The 17522-nt window shown below is 34.3% G+C and carries 15 protein-coding genes and 1 pseudogene; 10 read left to right on the top strand and 6 right to left on the bottom strand.

All coding sequences use genetic code 11. From position 1 onward, the window contains the following. Window positions 1–785 precede the first annotated feature (785 nt). From FBFL15_RS14940 to FBFL15_RS14925, 4 genes are all read right to left on the bottom strand, one after another. On the bottom strand, window positions 786–1253 hold the full coding sequence (locus FBFL15_RS14940) for a hypothetical protein (protein ID WP_044032359.1): 468 nt from the start codon (window positions 1251–1253) through the stop codon (window positions 786–788). Between the two features lie 86 nt (window positions 1254–1339). After that, window positions 1340–2260, bottom strand: coding sequence for a hypothetical protein (locus FBFL15_RS15945; RefSeq protein ID WP_050881332.1), 921 nt, complete (start codon window positions 2258–2260; stop codon window positions 1340–1342). A gap of 373 nt (window positions 2261–2633) precedes the next feature. Continuing rightward, window positions 2634–3263 (bottom strand): hypothetical protein, encoded by a 630-nt coding sequence (locus FBFL15_RS14930; RefSeq protein WP_014085343.1) that lies wholly within the window; start codon window positions 3261–3263, stop codon window positions 2634–2636. A 791-nt stretch (window positions 3264–4054) separates the two neighbouring features. Further along, a complete protein-coding gene (locus FBFL15_RS14925; RefSeq protein WP_014085342.1) occupies window positions 4055–4924 on the bottom strand; it encodes an aldo/keto reductase in 870 nt (289 codons plus the stop codon). 172 nt (window positions 4925–5096) lie between these two features. Here FBFL15_RS14925 and FBFL15_RS14920 point away from each other — a divergent pair, with 172 nt between their 5' ends. The 8 genes from FBFL15_RS14920 (at window position 5097) to FBFL15_RS14885 (ending at window position 14138) form a co-directional block, all read left to right on the top strand. Then, window positions 5097–6101 carry an AAA family ATPase gene (locus tag FBFL15_RS14920; RefSeq protein WP_014085341.1) on the top strand — a complete coding sequence of 335 codons (1005 nt, stop codon included), beginning with the start codon at window positions 5097–5099 and terminating at the stop codon, window positions 6099–6101. A gap of 80 nt (window positions 6102–6181) precedes the next feature. Continuing rightward, a complete protein-coding gene (locus FBFL15_RS14915; RefSeq protein WP_014085340.1) occupies window positions 6182–7045 on the top strand; it encodes a DUF58 domain-containing protein in 864 nt (287 codons plus the stop codon). Window positions 7046–7084: 39 nt separating this feature from the next. Next, window positions 7085–8701 carry a hypothetical protein gene (locus FBFL15_RS14910; RefSeq protein WP_044032357.1) on the top strand — a complete coding sequence of 539 codons (1617 nt, stop codon included), beginning with the start codon at window positions 7085–7087 and terminating at the stop codon, window positions 8699–8701. Continuing rightward, window positions 8701–9702, top strand: coding sequence for a vWA domain-containing protein (locus FBFL15_RS14905; RefSeq protein ID WP_014085338.1), 1002 nt, complete (start codon window positions 8701–8703; stop codon window positions 9700–9702). Before FBFL15_RS14910 ends, FBFL15_RS14905 begins: the two co-directional genes overlap by 1 nt. A gap of 61 nt (window positions 9703–9763) precedes the next feature. Next, window positions 9764–10795, top strand: coding sequence for a vWA domain-containing protein (locus FBFL15_RS14900; protein WP_014085337.1), 1032 nt, complete (start codon window positions 9764–9766; stop codon window positions 10793–10795). Window positions 10796–10805: 10 nt separating this feature from the next. After that, on the top strand, window positions 10806–11558 hold the full coding sequence (locus FBFL15_RS14895; protein WP_014085336.1) for a tetratricopeptide repeat protein: 753 nt from the start codon (window positions 10806–10808) through the stop codon (window positions 11556–11558). Window positions 11559–11594: 36 nt separating this feature from the next. Continuing rightward, window positions 11595–13367 (top strand): BatD family protein, encoded by a 1773-nt coding sequence (locus FBFL15_RS14890; protein WP_014085335.1) that lies wholly within the window; start codon window positions 11595–11597, stop codon window positions 13365–13367. Further along, entirely contained in the window at window positions 13368–14138 is a 771-nt protein-coding gene (locus FBFL15_RS14885; protein WP_223302332.1) for a tetratricopeptide repeat protein, read from the top strand. A 458-nt stretch (window positions 14139–14596) separates the two neighbouring features. On the opposite strand, the gene bioB is transcribed toward FBFL15_RS14885, so the two are convergent. Together bioB and FBFL15_RS14870 are read right to left on the bottom strand one after the other, a co-directional pair. After that, complete coding sequence (gene bioB / locus FBFL15_RS14875; protein WP_014085333.1) at window positions 14597–15682, bottom strand: biotin synthase BioB; 1086 nt, start codon at window positions 15680–15682, stop codon at window positions 14597–14599. Window positions 15683–15812: 130 nt separating this feature from the next. After that, a pseudogene (locus tag FBFL15_RS14870) lies at window positions 15813–16139 on the bottom strand (helix-turn-helix domain-containing protein); the annotation flags it as partial. A 352-nt stretch (window positions 16140–16491) separates the two neighbouring features. Between FBFL15_RS14870 and FBFL15_RS16570 the strand changes: the two are divergent. Both FBFL15_RS16570 and FBFL15_RS15940 read left to right on the top strand, forming a co-directional pair. After that, window positions 16492–16662, top strand: a complete 171-nt coding sequence (locus tag FBFL15_RS16570) for a hypothetical protein (protein WP_014085331.1) — start codon at window positions 16492–16494, stop codon at window positions 16660–16662. Window positions 16663–16715: 53 nt separating this feature from the next. After that, window positions 16716–17513 carry a GLPGLI family protein gene (locus tag FBFL15_RS15940; RefSeq protein ID WP_014085330.1) on the top strand — a complete coding sequence of 266 codons (798 nt, stop codon included), beginning with the start codon at window positions 16716–16718 and terminating at the stop codon, window positions 17511–17513. Window positions 17514–17522 lie beyond the last annotated feature (9 nt).

Genomic DNA, 17522 nt, shown 5'->3' with positions numbered 1-17522 from the left:
CTCAAAAAACAACACTAATATTATTTATAAATACTTTATATTAAATGATTTACATGTAAATACATGGGGCATTATAATGATTTCATAAAAACACTTATGCTATTTTTTTTCAATACAAATGTTTGTATCATCTTTGCAATGACAAAAGTAATGCAAAAAATTAAATAATTTAAATTCAAGAACAAAATATGGAAAAATTTCTATTGTTTTTTCTTTTCTTTCATTGGGTAAATTTTTCCCATGTTGGAATTAAATCAAAAGTTTCTATAAAAACATATTTTGGTTTTTTTCTAGTTGCAAACAATACAATGATATTGAAAAGATTTGATACAATTAGAAGATTTGTATATCATTTTTTGACTTCAATTACATTCGTTGATGTTGGGGTTAAAATGAGTTCAGCTAATTTAATTTATACCTTATCAAGATCAGATTATAACAATTTTAGTTACTCCTTTTTTAATAAATCCAAGCTAATAATGGTATATTTCAATAGGTATAGTATTTTGACTAAATTAATCAAATGTTATTTTAGGACTAAATACTTGTTGAATAGCTTTTATGAAAAATTAGTATCAACTATAGTGATAACTTTAGGAAGAATGTACAAATACAATTGTAACTATATAACTATAGTATAATTTACTGTAAACCCCAATTTACTTTTACCTACTTGATCTGATACAGCCCCAAACCTACCTTTAGAGTACAGTGCATGAAAAATAAAAAAAAACCCGATTTTGAATCAGCTCAAAACCGGGTTATTTTAAAAAAAGTAGCTTAGTTTACCACATCAATTGTGTTTTTACAGAAAGTAATTCAGTATTAACCAGTGCTTTTGCAGATATAACATTAGTATTACCTGAAACATTAAAAGTTATGTTGTATAATCCATGTCCAGGAGCAAGGGTAGCACTAGAAATATTTAATGAACTAGCTGCTAGAGCATCATCTGTAGTTCCGTTTGATACTGAATAAATAGTATTGATATGTTTTACAGACATTTTAGTTACATTGTTAGCATAAGACACTATATATCGGTCAGCAAAGGTTTTATAACCTCCAAATGAACCTGAAACCGTTACTTCATAACAACCAAAGGTGCTTACAGCAACATCTACAGTTCCGTTTGTTGCAACACTAGATGTTCTTTTTGATGAACCAAGAGGTACTACTTTTCCAGTTGCATCAACACCAATAGCAGCTACAGAGGCATTGGATGTAGTAGATGCGTCAGAGGTAAGTTTGGTCATTTTGAAACCACTGTCGTTGGCAGTTCCAGAATCTACTTCTAATTTAGTTGATGGAGAAGCGGTACCAATACCTGTACTTCCTGTTACTAAATCGGTATAAAAACAGTTGCATCTGTTGTATAATTTCTAATAGCAAAAGCCCCTGAGCCAGCAGCAAGTTTTGCCCAAACACCTGTATCATTACCAAGTGCAATATGTGCGAAATCTGTAAGGGTTTTTGAGCTTGTAAAACGAGCCACTTCTTTTAAGTCAGATCTTACATCTAGTTTTGCATTTGGATTAGTTGTTCCAATACCTACATTACCAGACACGGCTTTCACAGTTAATCTAGCCACTTGAGTATTGTCTGAAGAGGCAGTACCTGTTGTCAATTGCAAGTCCAATAATCCTGTATTGGCAGATCCAGATGGCAATATACTTCGAATACCTGTAAACCAATCTTTTGAATGCCCTAATTTAATTTGAGCCGCCATAACATCTGATGTAGGCGGAACCGTAACATTTGAAAATAAACCAAAATCCGCTGCATTGGTACTTGTTATAACAGTCAATGCTTCACTAGGATCTACAGTTCCAATACCAACTTTTCCTGCCGAAGGATTCAATGCCAAAGGCAAACCAGTTGCTCCAGTTTTATTTTGAGACTGTATATAAGCTCCATAAGGCGAATTGGCTAAAACTCCAAAATCCAATGCGTGGTTTGAACTGCCATCTACTCTTAGTATAGCATTAGTAGCATCCACATTTTGAGCAGAAGGCTGATTGTTGGTTCCTTTTACAACTAGTTTATTCAATGGAGATGTTGTTCCTATACCTACATTACCTGTAGATAATACAACAAGATCATTGGCTTGTTGTGCAGTTGTAGGAGTTCCCGAGCTTGCATTATCTTTGCCTCCATCGACATTGAAAATGCCTTGCGGATTGGTTGTTCCAACTCCAACTTGTGCATAAGTTCCTGCTGCTGTAAGCAGTAATAGTGATAATAGTAATTTTGGTTTTTTCATTGTATATATTAGTTTAAATTTATGAACTCAAGTTGACTTACCCTATTAAAAGCAGTCAAAAAATATTGTATTATAATTGTAATTTAAAGAGTACAGTGCCTAAGCAATTAGGTATGATGTTAAAGTAATTCTTTAAAGTTCTGGAGTTGGTAATTTATGGTATATTAAAGCATTGCAAATTGAAATTTTTGAATTTTTGCTATAACATTCTCTAAGTATAGTGAATGATACAAAAATTTCAATTATAGTTCATCATCAAGTAGATAAATCCAATAAAATCAATGGATTTTGGAAATAATTTCATGACAAAATGAGAATATCATCCTCAAACTATGAAAAATATAGGCTTTACTAACTCCGACTTTAGTATTAGTTAAATTATAGGTGGATTATCTTCTAATGAGAGTGTCCAATCTTTGAAGTTATTTGTGATATCACAAATGGATTTGCGAGTATCAAACATCAATACCGCTATCTGTATATCTAATAATGGATTTATAGCCCAATCTAAAACCAATTGTTGGTTAATTAAACTGGGTTTGATGGGTTTGATTTTGGTATCTTTAAAAAATAAGTATTGCTTGTCTTTGTTGGTCAATGCCGTTTCACAAGCTACATTTTTTAGTATAGGATTTGTTCGTTTTGATAAAATGTTTGCTTCACTTGCTGGATTTATCTTATTGAAATCAGAAAGATACACTATTTCAGTATCAAAACTATCTTCATTCTCAATGTGCAGTACGTTTGGATTTGAAACCAAAATACGTTTGATGCTTGCCGATCGACAGGTTAAGGTTTGTATTTTGTTAGATTGTATTTCAAAAGTGCCTTCGCCAGATATAGTTGAATGATCTAAAGTGATATCCATGTTTTGAATCACTACATTTTGGTTAGCGATATAAAAAATGCCTTTGATATAAACATCCGAGGAATCGTTCGCTTGTTGTGCAAACGACAACTGCGAGATGACAATTGTTATCAAAAGGAATAATTTAGTTTTCAAAGACTTATTTTTCTTTATTTTGCTAATTATATTTTTTATCTTGGTACAAAATTACATTTTTTTTTTGATTTACCAAATAAGAATATTTCATACTTACATATAAATCAGGTGTTTTAGAATTATACCTTTTTGATTATCAAAAAAGAGGCAATCTAATTTAAACAACATGTATTTTTTGTCGATAAAAATAGGCGTTTTATCGATTTTTTGATTTCAAATATAAAATATAAAATATTATTAAAATTTTATATGTATTTATAATTTTAATAAAAATAAAAGATTAAGTTTTAAAATAAATGATATTACGTGTCAAAAATTTACAAAAAATTTATGTTAGATGCTCTAAAAGAAAATGAAAGATTTAAAATCTGATTATATTTATCAAGTATATTATATACATATTACTTGGTCTTTGGGCTAATTTTTTCAAAAAAACTAAGCTATAAACAAATATCAACATATTTTTATACAAAAATATGTTGATACCTATTGGATTATTTAGAGCCTGATTTTAAATTAATTAAACAAGAATATATATAAATTCACGGGTTGCTTCCACGTAATTTTTCTGTTATTTCAATAAACTTACTGCAATTGTAAGCTTCAAATATGGATTTTATCTCCTAGGTAATGAATAGTTTATGATAAAAAACGTAATCTGTTTTGATCAATTCAATCTAAACTTTCTGTTTCTATTATATAACATTATTTATGCTTGTTATTTTTATATAAAATTAATTAAAATAGTTTTTTAGTATAATTTGCAAACAAGCAAAAAGCTTAAAGACACCCTATGGCACATTTTTGCCTATATTGTGTTCCCAAATATGAAACCAATCTTCTAATTCCAATTCTATTTGCAAAGCCAAAACGGCTGCTTGTATCCTACTTGGCGTAGTAGTTCCCAACACGGGTATAATGGCGGCAGGGTGTTTGAGTATCCAGGCCAGCAGGATGACATCTGGCGTGGTGTGGTATTTTTTTGCCAATTGTGTAACAAATAGGCTCAATCGTATCGAGGTGTCGTCTGTACCTTGCAATACACTGCCCAGTGGATTCCAAGCCATTGGCACAATATTTTGGGCTTGCATATAAGTCAAACTGCCATCGAGCATGGGGGCAATATGGCTGGCCGAAAATTGTATCTGGTTATATTCAACTGGTATTTTGGATGCAATGAGCTGCGTTTGCCAATCGGTAAAGTTTGACACCCCAAAACTAATGATTTTACCTTCTGTTTGGAGTTTTTGAATTGCATTGGCAATTTCGTCGGGCTGCATCAACGGACTAGGTCGATGGAGCAACAATACATCTAAATAATCAGTTTGCAAATTTTGGAGCGAATTTTCTACAGATTGTATGATATGATGTGCCGAATAATCATAGTGCTTGACTATTGTTTTGCGGTTTTCGGCAGCTAGTTGAATGCCACATTTACTAATAAATTGTAGCTTTTCTCTGTTTATTTTGCTTTCAGAAAAAGCCTTGCCAAAAGCCGCTTCGGTAGTATAACTGCCATAAATATCGGCATGATCAAAAGTCGAAATGTTGTGTTCTAAACAAGTATGTAACATGTCTATCATTTGATTGGTATTCCAATTTTTGCCCCATGCACCCCATGTCATGGTGCCTGCAACTAGTTTTGAGATAGGTTTTTTCATCGTTTTTTTGTTTGAGTTCTTAAAATTAAACCAAAAGAATCATAAAACAAGCATAAATTTAGCATCGGTCTTAAAGTTTTAACCAATTTTTAACATTATACTTCTAAAAAAAATATCAATTTGCACTCGTAAACAGACAGAAGTCGAAAATTCAAAAAATAAAGAGATTAAAATGGAAGAGCATAGCACATCATTAGACATTAGAGCCATCAACGAAAAAATCGAAAGAGAAAGTGCTTTTATCGATTTGCTTACTATGGAAATGAACAAAGTAATTGTAGGACAAAAATACATGGTCGAACGGTTGTTGATTGGACTTTTAGGACAAGGCCATATCTTATTAGAAGGGGTGCCTGGATTGGCCAAAACATTGGCCATCAATACCCTGTCTCAAGCCGTGCACGGCAGTTTTAGTAGAATCCAATTTACGCCAGATTTGTTGCCTGCCGATGTAGTGGGAACAATGATTTACAACATCAAAGACAATGCTTTTTCTATCAAAAAAGGGCCTATTTTTGCAAATTTTGTACTTGCCGACGAAATTAATCGTGCACCAGCCAAGGTACAATCGGCCTTGTTGGAAGCCATGCAAGAAAAACAAGTTACCATTGGCGATACTACTTTTAAGTTAGAAAAGCCATTTTTAGTTTTGGCCACACAAAACCCTGTCGAACAAGAAGGGACTTATCCGTTGCCCGAAGCACAAATGGATCGTTTTATGCTTAAAACGGTTATCGATTATCCAAAAATGGAAGACGAACGATTAGTGGTGCGTCAAAACCTGAAAGGGGCATTTGAAAAAGTGAATGCCGTAGTATCTGTAGAACAAATTTTAAGAGCTCAAAGTGCTGTTAGAGAGGTGTATATGGACGAAAAAATAGAAAAATACATCCTCGATATTATTTTTGCAACCCGCTACCCCGAAAAATACAAACTCGAAAGTTTGAAGCCCTTAATTAGTTTTGGAGCTTCGCCTCGGGGCAGCATCAATTTGGCAATAGCCGCAAAATGTTATGCGTTTATCAAGCGTAGAGGCTACGTAATTCCAGAGGATGTGCGTGCAGTAGTTCATGATGTATTGCGTCATCGAATAGGAATTACTTATGAAGCCGAGGCCGAAAATGTAACCTCGGTAGATATCATCAACAAAATTGTAAACGAAATTGAAGTACCTTAATTTTTTGTTTCAAATATAAAGCTTCAAGTTTATAAAAAAACTTGAAACAAGGAATACCTGAAACCTGAAACCAAGCAGCAATGGAAACAAAAGAGTTACTGAAAAAAGTTCGCAAAATAGAAATAAAAACCCGACGATTGAGCAATCACATCTTTTCGGGCGAATACCATACGTCGTTTAAAGGCAAAGGAATGACTTTTGCCGAGGTACGTCCTTATCAATATGGCGACGATATTAGAGCTATCGATTGGAACGTAACGGCCCGCTACAACGAAACACACATCAAGGTTTTTGAAGAAGAACGGGAACTTACTATGCTATTGATGGTAGATATTTCTGGTTCTGAAAGTTTTGGTTCCAAAAACCAATTTAAAGAAGAAATTGTTACCGAAATAGCCGCAACAATGGCTTTTTCGGCTACACAAAACAACGATAAAATTGGACTTATTTTATTTTCTGACCAAATAGAGCTGTATATTCCGCCCAAAAAAGGCAAATCACATGTGTTGAGAATCATCCGAGAGATGATTGAATTTGAGCCCAAAAGCAAAAAAACCAACTTGGCACAAGCACTTCAATTTTTGTCGGGAACTCAAAAAAAGAAGGCCATAGTGTTTTTAATCTCAGATTTTATGTCTCAAAATTATGAACACCCCCTTAAAATTGCCAGCAAAAAGCACGACATTACAGGGATTAGAGTATATGATGCCCGAGAAGAAAAAATGCCCAATTTGGGTGTAGTTGCCATGCAAGATGCCGAAACGGGTGTTACCCAATGGATAGACACAAGTGCCCAGTCGGTGCGGTTGAATTATGAAAAACACTACCATGAAAATGTACATTTTTTTAAAGATACTTTTAGAAAATGCGGTGCAGGCACTGTTCAAACTAGAGTTGATGAAAACTATGTTACCAAATTATTAACGTATTTCAAATCAAGGTAAAATTGATCCATTACAAATTGGTTTTGCTATTTTTATAAAATGAAACAAAAATTATCCTTATTAATGCTTTTTGTAAGTACTATTTTGTTGGCACAAAACAAAATGGCTACTTCCATAGATGCTACCCAAAAAAAAATTGGAGCACAATTCAATATTACGCTCAAAACTACGGTCGATACGGGAACGGTAGTTGTTTTTCCTAAAGACAAAAAATGGGGTTCGTTTGAAATAATTCGGGTTTATGTAACCGATACCATTCAAAAAGATGCCCAATATGAATTGATAAAAAAATATGGACTAACCCAATTTGACTCAGGACAATATGTTATTCCAAAAATGAAAGTATTGATCAACAACAAACCCTTTTGGACAGACAGCCTCAAAGTGAAAGTTGCCGATGTTGTTGTAGATACACTCAAACAAAAAATGTTTGACATCAAGCCCATTGCAAGTCCTGAATCAAACAACAAAAACTGGTGGAAGTGGCTCTTGGGCCTGCTGCTTATTGGGGGCATTGTAGCCGCAGTGTATTATTTTATCAAGAAAAAACAAGCACAAAAACTAGAAAATGTGGGGTATGCTTCGCCTATTGAAAAAGCTATTGGCGAACTCAAATTGTTAGAAAAGAAAGGACTTTGGCAGAAAGGCGAAATCAAAACCCATTATAGCGAGCTAACAGACATTGCCCGAGAATATATAGAAGAGGTTATGGAAATTCCGGCCAAAGAAAGTACTACGGCAGAATTGATTTTAGCACTGAAAAAGGAAACAAAAACTAAAAAATTAGCCCTTTCAAAAGAAACAATCCTTGGTTTAGAAAAAGTGTTGAAACAAGCCGATTTGGTCAAATTTGCAAAAGTGTTGCCCGATGACGATTTTATTACCGCCGATCAGCAACGCATAGAAAACGTGATTATTGCAGTACATCAATCGATTCCAACCGAAACCCCTTCGGAAACAGATCATTTGGACAACAACATTCAAAAAGAAAAATTGCAAAGAAAACAAAAAATCAAACGCATTGTCATCTCTGCATTGGTAGCTATAATGTTGCTTTTTGTAACAACCATTTATTTTATTGCCACCCGAGGATTTGATTATGTAAAAGACAATGTGATTGGTCATCCAACCAAAGAATTATTGGACGGACAATGGGTATATAGCGAATATGGCATTGGCAATGTAGGGCTAGAAACCCCAAAAGTGTTGCAACGCATGGACATTAGCAAGCTTATTCCAAAAGAAGTTTTGGCCATAACAAAAGACGGTTCCATGTTTGGATATGGTAGTTTACTCGATAGTTTTTATGTATTGGTAACATCTACGGCCTACAAACAAGAAACGGAAATGGATTTGAAAAAAGCTATCGAAGGTACTTTGCAATCATGGCAAGCCGTTGGGGCACAAAATATTGTTCAAAACCAAGAAGACTTTCAAACCAAACAAGGAGTTCAGGGTGTAAAAGCCACTGGAACAATGGAAGTTATGGATCCAGTGTCTAAACAAAAGCAAAATACGATTTTTGAAATTATCGTTTTTAAAGAAAATGGAGGCTTTCAGCAAGTAGTTATTGTACACAAAGGAGGCGATATGTATGGCAATCAAATTGCAAACAGAATTATAGAATCTATCGAAATCAAAAACACAAAATCATAATGGAAAAAGTAACTTTTTTAAATCCAGGTTTCTTTTGGTTGTTTTTGCTTTTGCCATTTGCCATAGCTTGGCATTTTTGGAAAAAAAATCAAAATGCACCAACGCTAACGGTAAGTGCTATCAAAGGTTTTGAAGGGAGTACTACGCTAAAAATTAAGCTCAGACCAATATTAATAGTCCTGAGAATGTTGGCTTTGAGCGCCATTATCATTGCTATGGCCCGTCCACGAACAGTGGACATTAGCAATCAAACCAAAATTACAAAAGGGATAGACATTGTAATGGCCATAGACGTATCGGGTAGTATGCTGGCCAAAGACTTGAAACCCAATAGGATGGAAGCACTAAAGGACGTTGCCGAAGGTTTTGTATCCAACAGACCCAACGACCGTATTGGGCTAGTAGTATATGCCTCTGAAGCTTATACCAAAACACCCGTAACAAGCGACAAAGCCATTATACTAGAAGCCATCAAAGGCATAAAATACGATCGTGTGCTACAAGACGGAACAGGAATAGGTATGGGACTAACCACTGCTGTAAACCGACTTAAGGACAGCAAAGCCAAAAGCAAAGTGGTGATTTTATTGACAGATGGTGTAAATAACAATGGATTTATAGAACCCGAAACCGCATCAGACATTGCCCGAGAATTTGGTATAAAAGTATATACTATTGGTATTGGTACCAATGGGAATGCCGAATTTCCGTATGCTATTGCTCCAAATGGCACTTTCTTGTTTAGAATGATGCCTGTAGAAATAGACGAAAAACTATTGAAAAGTATTGCCAAAAACACAGGAGGCAAATACTTTAGAGCCACAAGCAACAGCAAGCTCGAGGCCATTTATAACGAAATAAACAAACTAGAAACAACCGAAATTGAAGAGCTGAAATTTTATGATTATGATGAAAAATTCAGGCCATTTGCATTATTAGCCTTTATGGCATTAATTGTAGAATTTGGTTTAAGAAAAACAATCTTCAAAAGTTTTATTTAACAACGTAATGCCATCAAAGCGACTGTTTTTTTAACATAAAAAAACAATAAAAGATAAAGTAATGTACGATTTAGACGAAAAAAAATATTTTTATTTGTTGCCCATCATCTTGATGTTAGGGGCCTTGTTTTTCTATAATCAAATATGGAAAAAGAAAAAGCAACAAGAATTTGGCGATTTAGATTTAGTTCAAAAATTAAGTCCAAACCAATCGCAGTTTAAACCCATCCTCAAATTTGTCGTTTTTAGCATAGCCCTACTTTGTTTGGTTATTGCGCTTGTCAATCCAAGGATTGGTACAAAAATGGAAACCGTAAAACGAGAAGGTATCGACATAGTGTTTGCATTAGACGTTTCAAAAAGTATGCTTTGCGAAGATATTGCTCCAAACAGGCTCGACAAAAGCAAACAATTGGTATCCCAAATTATTGGGCAATTGGGCAACGACCGTATAGGAATAGTGGCTTATGCGGGCAGTGCTTTTCCTGTTTTGCCTATTACAACAGATTATAGCGTTGCCAAAATGTTTATGCAAAGTGCCAATACTGATATGGTATCGTCTCAAGGAACATCATTAGAAGAAGCCATAAAACTAGCATCAACATTTTATGACGATAAAAAAACCAGTAAATTATTGATTCTTATTTCTGATGGCGAAGACCATTCTGAGGGGGCCGAAGCCGCGGCCGAAGCTGCCAACAAACTTGGAATGAAAATTATTACCATTGGCGTTGGTACAGAAAACGGAGGAAAAATTCCTTTGAAACAAAACGGTGTGTTACAAGGATTTAAGAAAGACAATCAAGGAGCCGAAGTAATAACCAAACGCAATGTAGCAGGATTAACCAAAATTGCCAAAGCCACAAAAGGAGGCTATGTGGACGGCAACAACACCAAAGAAGTTTTAGAATACATCAAAAATGCGTTGAACAACATACAGAAAACAACATTTGAAGCCACACAAATGGCAGAATTTCAGGCCCAATTCCAATGGTTTTTAGGTATTGCATTGGTATTGCTTTTTGTAGATGTTTTCTTTTTAGAAAGAAAAACAAAATGGATAAAAAACCTGAATTTGTTTAATGAAAAATAATTTGATACACATGAAAAAACAAGCAAAGATAATATTGTTGCTCACATTTACCCTGTTGCTAAATAGTATAAGTGTGTGCGCACAAAACAAAGATATTACCACAGGCAATGACTTGTTTCAAGCCAAAAAATATACAGATGCCGAAGCCAATTATCGATTGGCAAACAGCAAAACAACACAAAAAAACATTCCTACATACAATTTAGGTAACGCAATTTATGTTCAAAAACAACATGGCGAAGCTAAACTAGCATTTAATAAAGCAGCCAAAACCGCCAAAGTATTTCCAGAAAAACACAATGCTTATCATAATTTGGGCAACGCTTGTATGCAAGAAAAAAATTATGAAGAAGCGGTAGAAGCTTATAAAAATGCCCTTCGGAATAATCCAAATGACGAAGAAACCCGCTATAATTTTGCATTGGCAAAAAAAATGAATAAAGAACATCCCAATCAAAATAAAGACAAAAATAAAGATAAAAACAAAGACAAGAAAGACGATAAGAAGCAAGGCGACCAAGACAAAAAAGACAATCAAGGCGACCAAGATAAAGACAAAAAAGACGGTAAAGGCAACGACAAAAAAGACAACAAAGGACAAAACCCAGACCAAGGCGAGCCAAAAGAAAAACCAGGAGAAATATCTAAACAAAGGCTTCAAAACTTGATGGAGGCCGTAAACAATGAAGAGAAAAAAGTACAAGACAAAGTCAATGCACAAAAGGTAAAAGGCAAACCAAAACAAACAGAAAAAGATTGGTAGGAAGCTTTGTATTAGAACAAGAATGAACAAGTAAAAATGAAAAAATATTTATTAATATTACTTATATGTAGTCAAAGTATTTTGGCTCAAATGCAATTTGAAGCTAAAGTATCGAAAACCACACTTGGAATCAACGAGAATTTGAGGGTTGATTTTTCGATGAATTTTGATGGAGACAATTTTGTACCCCCCAATTTTCAGGCAGATGGTTTTCGGGTGGTTGGCGGACCAAGCCAACAGGTTAGTCAAACTTGGGTAAATGGAAGAGGCACTTTTAATAAAGCCTATTCCTATTACTTGTTGCCCCTTCAAAAAGGGGTTTTAACATTAAAATCGGCCACGATCGAATACAACGGGCAAGTGTTCAAATCGAATCCCGTAAAAATTACCGTTACCAACGCCGTGCAACGACCAAGAGACCCAAGCGAACAGCCGCAACTGTCGGCAGACACAGAGTTGCACTTGGTAGCCGATGTTTCTAAAACCAATCCTTATATCAACGAACCCATTACGGTGGTGTATAAATTGTATTTTAGTAACAATATTGGAATTACCAATTTTTTGGAAGCCAATAAACCAAAATACAATGATTTTTGGAGTCAGAATATCGAAATCAAAGAGCTACAATTAGAACAAGCCAAATTCAAAGGCGAAGACTACCGCTATGTAGTGTTGAAAAAAGTAGTTTTGTATCCACAAAAATCGGGCAAACTCGAAATAGAGCCACTTGCTATTGATGTAGATGTGCAATTGCCAACCAATAGGCGTAATATTTTTGGTCAAATAATGGTTGTCGAAGATCAAAAAAGAGTATCGGCAGGCAACAAAGTGATCAACGTTAAACCCCTTCCTGAGGCAGGCAAACCTATTGATTTTACAGGTGCTGTGGGGCAATTTGCCTTAAAAGTAACGCCATCTAAAACGAGTTTGAAAAGTGGCGAAAGTTTGAATTTGAATGTAAGTGTATCGGGCAAGGGCAATTTGAAATTGTTTTCGTTGCCCAAACCAGTTGTGCCAACCGCCCTCGAAATGTATGATCCAGAACACACCGAGAATATTACCACCCCTTTGAGTGGCATGACGGGCAGCATTACAGACAAATATGTTATAGTACCCCAATTTAAAGGCAAATATCCTGTAAAACCAATGACTTTTTCCTATTTTGATCCTAGTTCGGGCACCTATAAAACCCTTACATCGCCCGAAATTATGGTAGATGTACTCGAAGGACCAGAATATGTATCGACTACTCCTGTTGTAGGAATTGGTAAAGCCAATAAGGTAAAAAATTTAAAAATGATAGATAATTTGACCAAAACCCAATGGATTTCTACAAAACGAAACGACTTTTTGGGTTCTACAAAATGCTATTTATTTTTGCTATTGCCATTGCTAATGATTCCAATTATTATTTTCTTGAAAAAGAAAAAAGAAGCTTTAGACAGCGACATTGTGGGCAATAGAATCCGAATGAATCAAAAATTGGCCAAAAAATATTTGTCGCAAGCCAAGAAACAATTGCAAAACAAAGCCGCTTTTTATATTGCATTGGAAAAAGCCATGCACAACTTTTTGAAAGCCAAGCTGCATCTTGAAACAACCGAAATGAGCAAAGAAAACATCGAGGCTTTGTTGCTGGGCAAAAGTGCAAATCCCGAAACGGTAACTGCCTTTTTAGACCTTACAGAAAATTGTGAAATAGCCCGATATGCTCCATCATCTACTGCTAGTATCCAACAGGATTATGATAGAGCCGTAATGATTATTAGCGATTTAGAAAAACAATTGAGTCAATCAACCAAACAATAATTGTACAAAAAATTAGACATCATCAACATGAGATATTGTATCCTAATATTATTATTTTACTTACCATTTGCCACAGCACAAAATAACTTTGAGTCGGGCAATGTGCTGTATAAATCAGGGCAATACCAAGCCGCTTTAGAGGCTTATCAAAATATTTTATCGACACACAAACAGTCGTCTGAACTGTATTTTAATATGGGTAATTGCTATTATAAACTCAACCAAGTGGCACCTGCTATTTATTATTATGAAAAAGCATTGGTGCTAAACCCCAAAAATGCCGCAGCCGAAAACAATTTGCAACTGGCCCACAAACTACAAATAGACGACATTAAGGACGTGCCAAAAGTGGGTTTTGCAAAATTGCTTCAAAACCTAACTGGTACATTTCATTACAATACTTGGGCTTGGATAGCTGTGGGCTTTAGTGTTGGGGTGTTGTTGTTTTTTTGTTTGTATTATTTTTCAGAAAATACCACATTCAAACGATTTTTCTTTGTTACAATGGCCTTGTGTTTGTTGTCCATTTTAATAAGTTTAGGATCTGGAATATATGAAAAAAACGTATTTGATAATGACAGGCCAGCCATTATATTTGCGGCATCTACTGGGCTCAAAAAGACCCCCACAGCCAACTCCAAAAATATAAAAGTGCTGCACGAAGGCACAAAAGTAATGGTGTTTGAAACCCAAAATAATTTTCAAAAAGTACAACTAACCGATGGTACAAAGGGTTGGCTTTTGAAATCAGACATCAAAGAAGTAAAATAGCAAACACAGAAAAGCCCTTAAAATCAGTAACTGATTTTAAGGGCTTTTATCTAATACCAAATATATTTTATGTGTATAATTGGTATAAAACAGCCCATGAGCATTCCTATATTTTGGGCGTTCCCCAAAGGGTTGGGCTATCCATTTCAAACAATGTTTATTGAATTCCAAAAGAAATATAATATTGTGAAATAATACCAAATATACATATAAAATAGTCCAATCTACTTGTTCTTTTTTGCTAAAATTATCCAAAAAAAATAGTTCCGTAGCCCAGCTATGCAACGATTTTTTTTGAAAATTTTCTCTAAAAAATAACTACGCATCTTTGGACTATTTTATAAATATATTTGGTATAATTTTTTTGAGGCAAAAAAAGCCTCAAAAAAGGATTTCTACTGCTATCCCCAACGCAAAATGTACTAAATAATCATTGAGCTATACAAATATAAAATGGCTTAATCCAGTTTGCCAGCAGCTTCTAAATTGCGTTCAATTTTATGTTCGGGTCTGGTCCATTTTGGTTTTTCGCCCAAAGGTTGAAATTTAGAATCTTCTGCTTCCACAGTTTCAGGTTGCATGAGTTTGATAAACGGCTTTTGAGGCACAAGACCCAGAGTTTCAAACATTTTCATGTCTTCGTTCACATCAGGATTTGGTGTTGTCAAAAGTTTATCGCCTGCAAAAATAGAATTGGCTCCCGCAAAAAAGCACAAAGCCTGTCCTTCTCTGGACATATTGGTTCTACCAGCCGACAATCGTACTTGAGTATGAGGCATGATGATGCGGGTTGTGGCTACCATACGAATCATTTCCCAAATTTCAACAGGTTGTTCTTCTTCCAAAGGTGTACCTTCTACGGCCACAAGAGCATTTATTGGCACCGATTCTGGCTGAGGATTTAGAGTGGACAAAGCTACAAGCATGCCTGCACGGTCTTCGATGCTTTCGCCCATTCCAATAATACCACCGCTACAAACCGTTACATTAGTTTTACGAACGTTTTCAATCGTTTTAATTCTATCGTCAAAAGCCCTAGTCGAAATAACCTCTTTATAATAATCTTCGGATGTATCCAAGTTGTGATTGTAGGCATATAAACCCGCTTCGGCCAAACGTTGTGCCTGATTTTCGGTAAGCATACCCAAAGTGCAACACACTTCCATATCGAGTTTGTTAATGGTTCGTACCATTTCTAGCACTTGGTCAAACTCGGGGCCATCTTTCACATTTCGCCAAGCCGCACCCATACACACCCTAGACGAACCACTCGATTTGGCTCTCAAAGCTTGTGCCTTTACTTGCGAAACCGACATCAAATCGTTGCCAGCAACCCCCGTATTGTATCGGGCAGCTTGTGGGCAATAGCCACAATCTTCTGGGCACCCCCCTGTTTTTATAGACAAAAGTGTAGAAACCTGCACTACATTTGGGTCGTGATGTTGCCTATGAATGCTGGCGGCTTCAAATAACAAATCCATTAAGGGTTTGTTGTATATAGCAATTATTTCTTCTTTGCTCCAGTTGTGTTTGGTAGTTGTCATAAATCATAATATAAGGCTTCAAAATTAAGGAATTACAATTACTTTTGCTATAACTTCAATCATTTTTTTTAAAATGAGGTTTTTTGTTGCTTTATTTTGAAAAATGAGGAGCAAATAGGGCTAAAGAAAATTAACGTTTAAGCTCTTGTACTAAAGCTCTTAAATCGTTTATTATGGCATCTTTTTCAGCAATACGTTGTTCAAATGATTCTATGAGTTTTTCAGATATTTGATTGAAAACAATGCCGTTATTAATTCCGGTTTTATTTTTTTGATTCAGAGTAAAATGTTCCTGCGATAAAAGTTCGTGCAGTTCAATATTATATATTTGAGCTATTTTTTCTAAAGTTTTCAAATCTGGGGTACTTTCATTTCGTTCATACCTTCCATAAGTAGATTTTGAAATCTCTAACATTTCTGCGATTTCATCAGTAGAATAACCTTTTGCAGCCTTTAATGCTTTTAATTTTTACCTATTTACATAAAAATATAACTAATTAACGATAAAAATATAAAACATTTTTAATACATTTGTCAAATATGACAAAATAAATATCAAATATGACATAAAAAACATCATTTTTGACACCTTTTTTCTTCTATTATTGTATATTTTTGAGATATAGTTTTAATAAATAAACTATAAAATATTCAGTAGCTACGAATTGAGGGATTTGTCTCTTCAGCCCAAAGAAAATTTATAGATGAATAGGAGCTCTTTTTTGCCAATAAAAGATAAAAAAAACAAACATTATGAATTAAAATTTTTAACCAAAATAAAAAAAATATTATTATTTATTTCAGTTTTTATGATTACAGCTCAATCTTTTGCTTGGAGTGGTGTATTTCGTACTTCTTGTGGGGTTATTTTAACTATAAACCAACCAGGAGCTAATACAGTAAGCGAAGTAGTTAGTTATTTACGATACATCAATGGAATGACATGTGGAGTAGATAGAGTTAGTATAACTTTTCATTAATAATTAAAGTATTCAACCGCCTTAAACTATTTGAGGCGGTTATAAAAAACAATATGAAACAAACATTTTCCCTATTAATTTATTTTATTGCGTTAAGTACAATTTTTGGTCAGCAAAAAATGAATATTACATTTGAGGCTAGATATGAATTAAATTTTAAAGAATATAAAAATCAGAAACCCGATTTTTTGAAAAATACTTTTATTTTATTAGGCAATGAAAAAGAAAGTTTTTTTAAGAATATGAGTGTATATGTAAAAGACTCCTTGTTGGATTATGGTAAAATTAGAGAAACTGGAGATATACAAAAGGATTTTGAAACATTTGGGAAATATGTGCCCGATTTGCCTTTTACAGTTTTTTTTAAGGAAGGTCAAATCAAATTTACCAATCAAATAGAGTCTAATTCTTATTATTATGAAGAGCCTATTGACTTTAAATGGAAAATAACCAAAGAGTTAAAAAACATTAATGGTATTAAATGTATAAAAGCGACAACTACTAAATGGGGTAGAAATTGGATTGCATATTATTCGCCAAAGCATGCAATGCCTTTTGGACCTTATAAGTTTAATGGATTACCAGGATTGATTTTTGAAATATATGATGAAAAAAAGGATTACAACTTTTTAATTTATAAGTATAAAAAAAGAGTAAGTAATAATTTTATAACCCATCAATCATCTAAATCCAAAAAAACATCTAAAATTCAGTATGAAAAAATAAGAAAACAAGCTGCAATTCACCCCTATTTTTTAACGAATGAAAAAGATGCAAAATTATTAAGAAAAGGGCAACAATTTTTGGAAGAAAAAGAAAAAAATTACAATCCAATAGAACTAACGGATTAATAATCAATA

Source organism: Flavobacterium branchiophilum FL-15, from assembly GCF_000253275.1.
Taxonomy (GTDB): Bacteria; Bacteroidota; Bacteroidia; order Flavobacteriales; family Flavobacteriaceae; genus Flavobacterium; species Flavobacterium branchiophilum.
This window is presented reverse-complemented; position numbering and strand designations above follow the sequence as displayed.

What these genes read in the sequence shown, in the direction of transcription:
- FBFL15_RS14920 (WP_014085341.1), top strand. Translation starts at nt 5,097, where the DNA reads ATGGAAGAGCATAGCACATCATTAGACATTAGAGCCATCAACGAAAAA.
- bioB (WP_014085333.1), bottom strand. Translation starts at nt 15,682, where the DNA reads ATGACAACTACCAAACACAACTGGAGCAAAGAAGAAATAATTGCTATA.
- FBFL15_RS14895 (WP_014085336.1), top strand. Translation starts at nt 10,806, where the DNA reads ATGAAAAAACAAGCAAAGATAATATTGTTGCTCACATTTACCCTGTTG.
- FBFL15_RS14900 (WP_014085337.1), top strand. Translation starts at nt 9,764, where the DNA reads ATGTACGATTTAGACGAAAAAAAATATTTTTATTTGTTGCCCATCATC.
- FBFL15_RS14940 (WP_044032359.1), bottom strand. Translation starts at nt 1,253, where the DNA reads ATGACCAAACTTACCTCTGACGCATCTACTACATCCAATGCCTCTGTA.
- FBFL15_RS16570 (WP_014085331.1), top strand. Translation starts at nt 16,492, where the DNA reads ATGATTACAGCTCAATCTTTTGCTTGGAGTGGTGTATTTCGTACTTCT.
- FBFL15_RS14915 (WP_014085340.1), top strand. Translation starts at nt 6,182, where the DNA reads ATGGAAACAAAAGAGTTACTGAAAAAAGTTCGCAAAATAGAAATAAAA.
- FBFL15_RS14925 (WP_014085342.1), bottom strand. Translation starts at nt 4,924, where the DNA reads ATGAAAAAACCTATCTCAAAACTAGTTGCAGGCACCATGACATGGGGT.
- FBFL15_RS15945 (WP_050881332.1), bottom strand. Translation starts at nt 2,260, where the DNA reads ATGAAAAAACCAAAATTACTATTATCACTATTACTGCTTACAGCAGCA.
- FBFL15_RS14890 (WP_014085335.1), top strand. Translation starts at nt 11,595, where the DNA reads ATGAAAAAATATTTATTAATATTACTTATATGTAGTCAAAGTATTTTG.
- FBFL15_RS14905 (WP_014085338.1), top strand. Translation starts at nt 8,701, where the DNA reads ATGGAAAAAGTAACTTTTTTAAATCCAGGTTTCTTTTGGTTGTTTTTG.
- FBFL15_RS15940 (WP_014085330.1), top strand. Translation starts at nt 16,716, where the DNA reads ATGAAACAAACATTTTCCCTATTAATTTATTTTATTGCGTTAAGTACA.
- FBFL15_RS14910 (WP_044032357.1), top strand. Translation starts at nt 7,085, where the DNA reads ATGAAACAAAAATTATCCTTATTAATGCTTTTTGTAAGTACTATTTTG.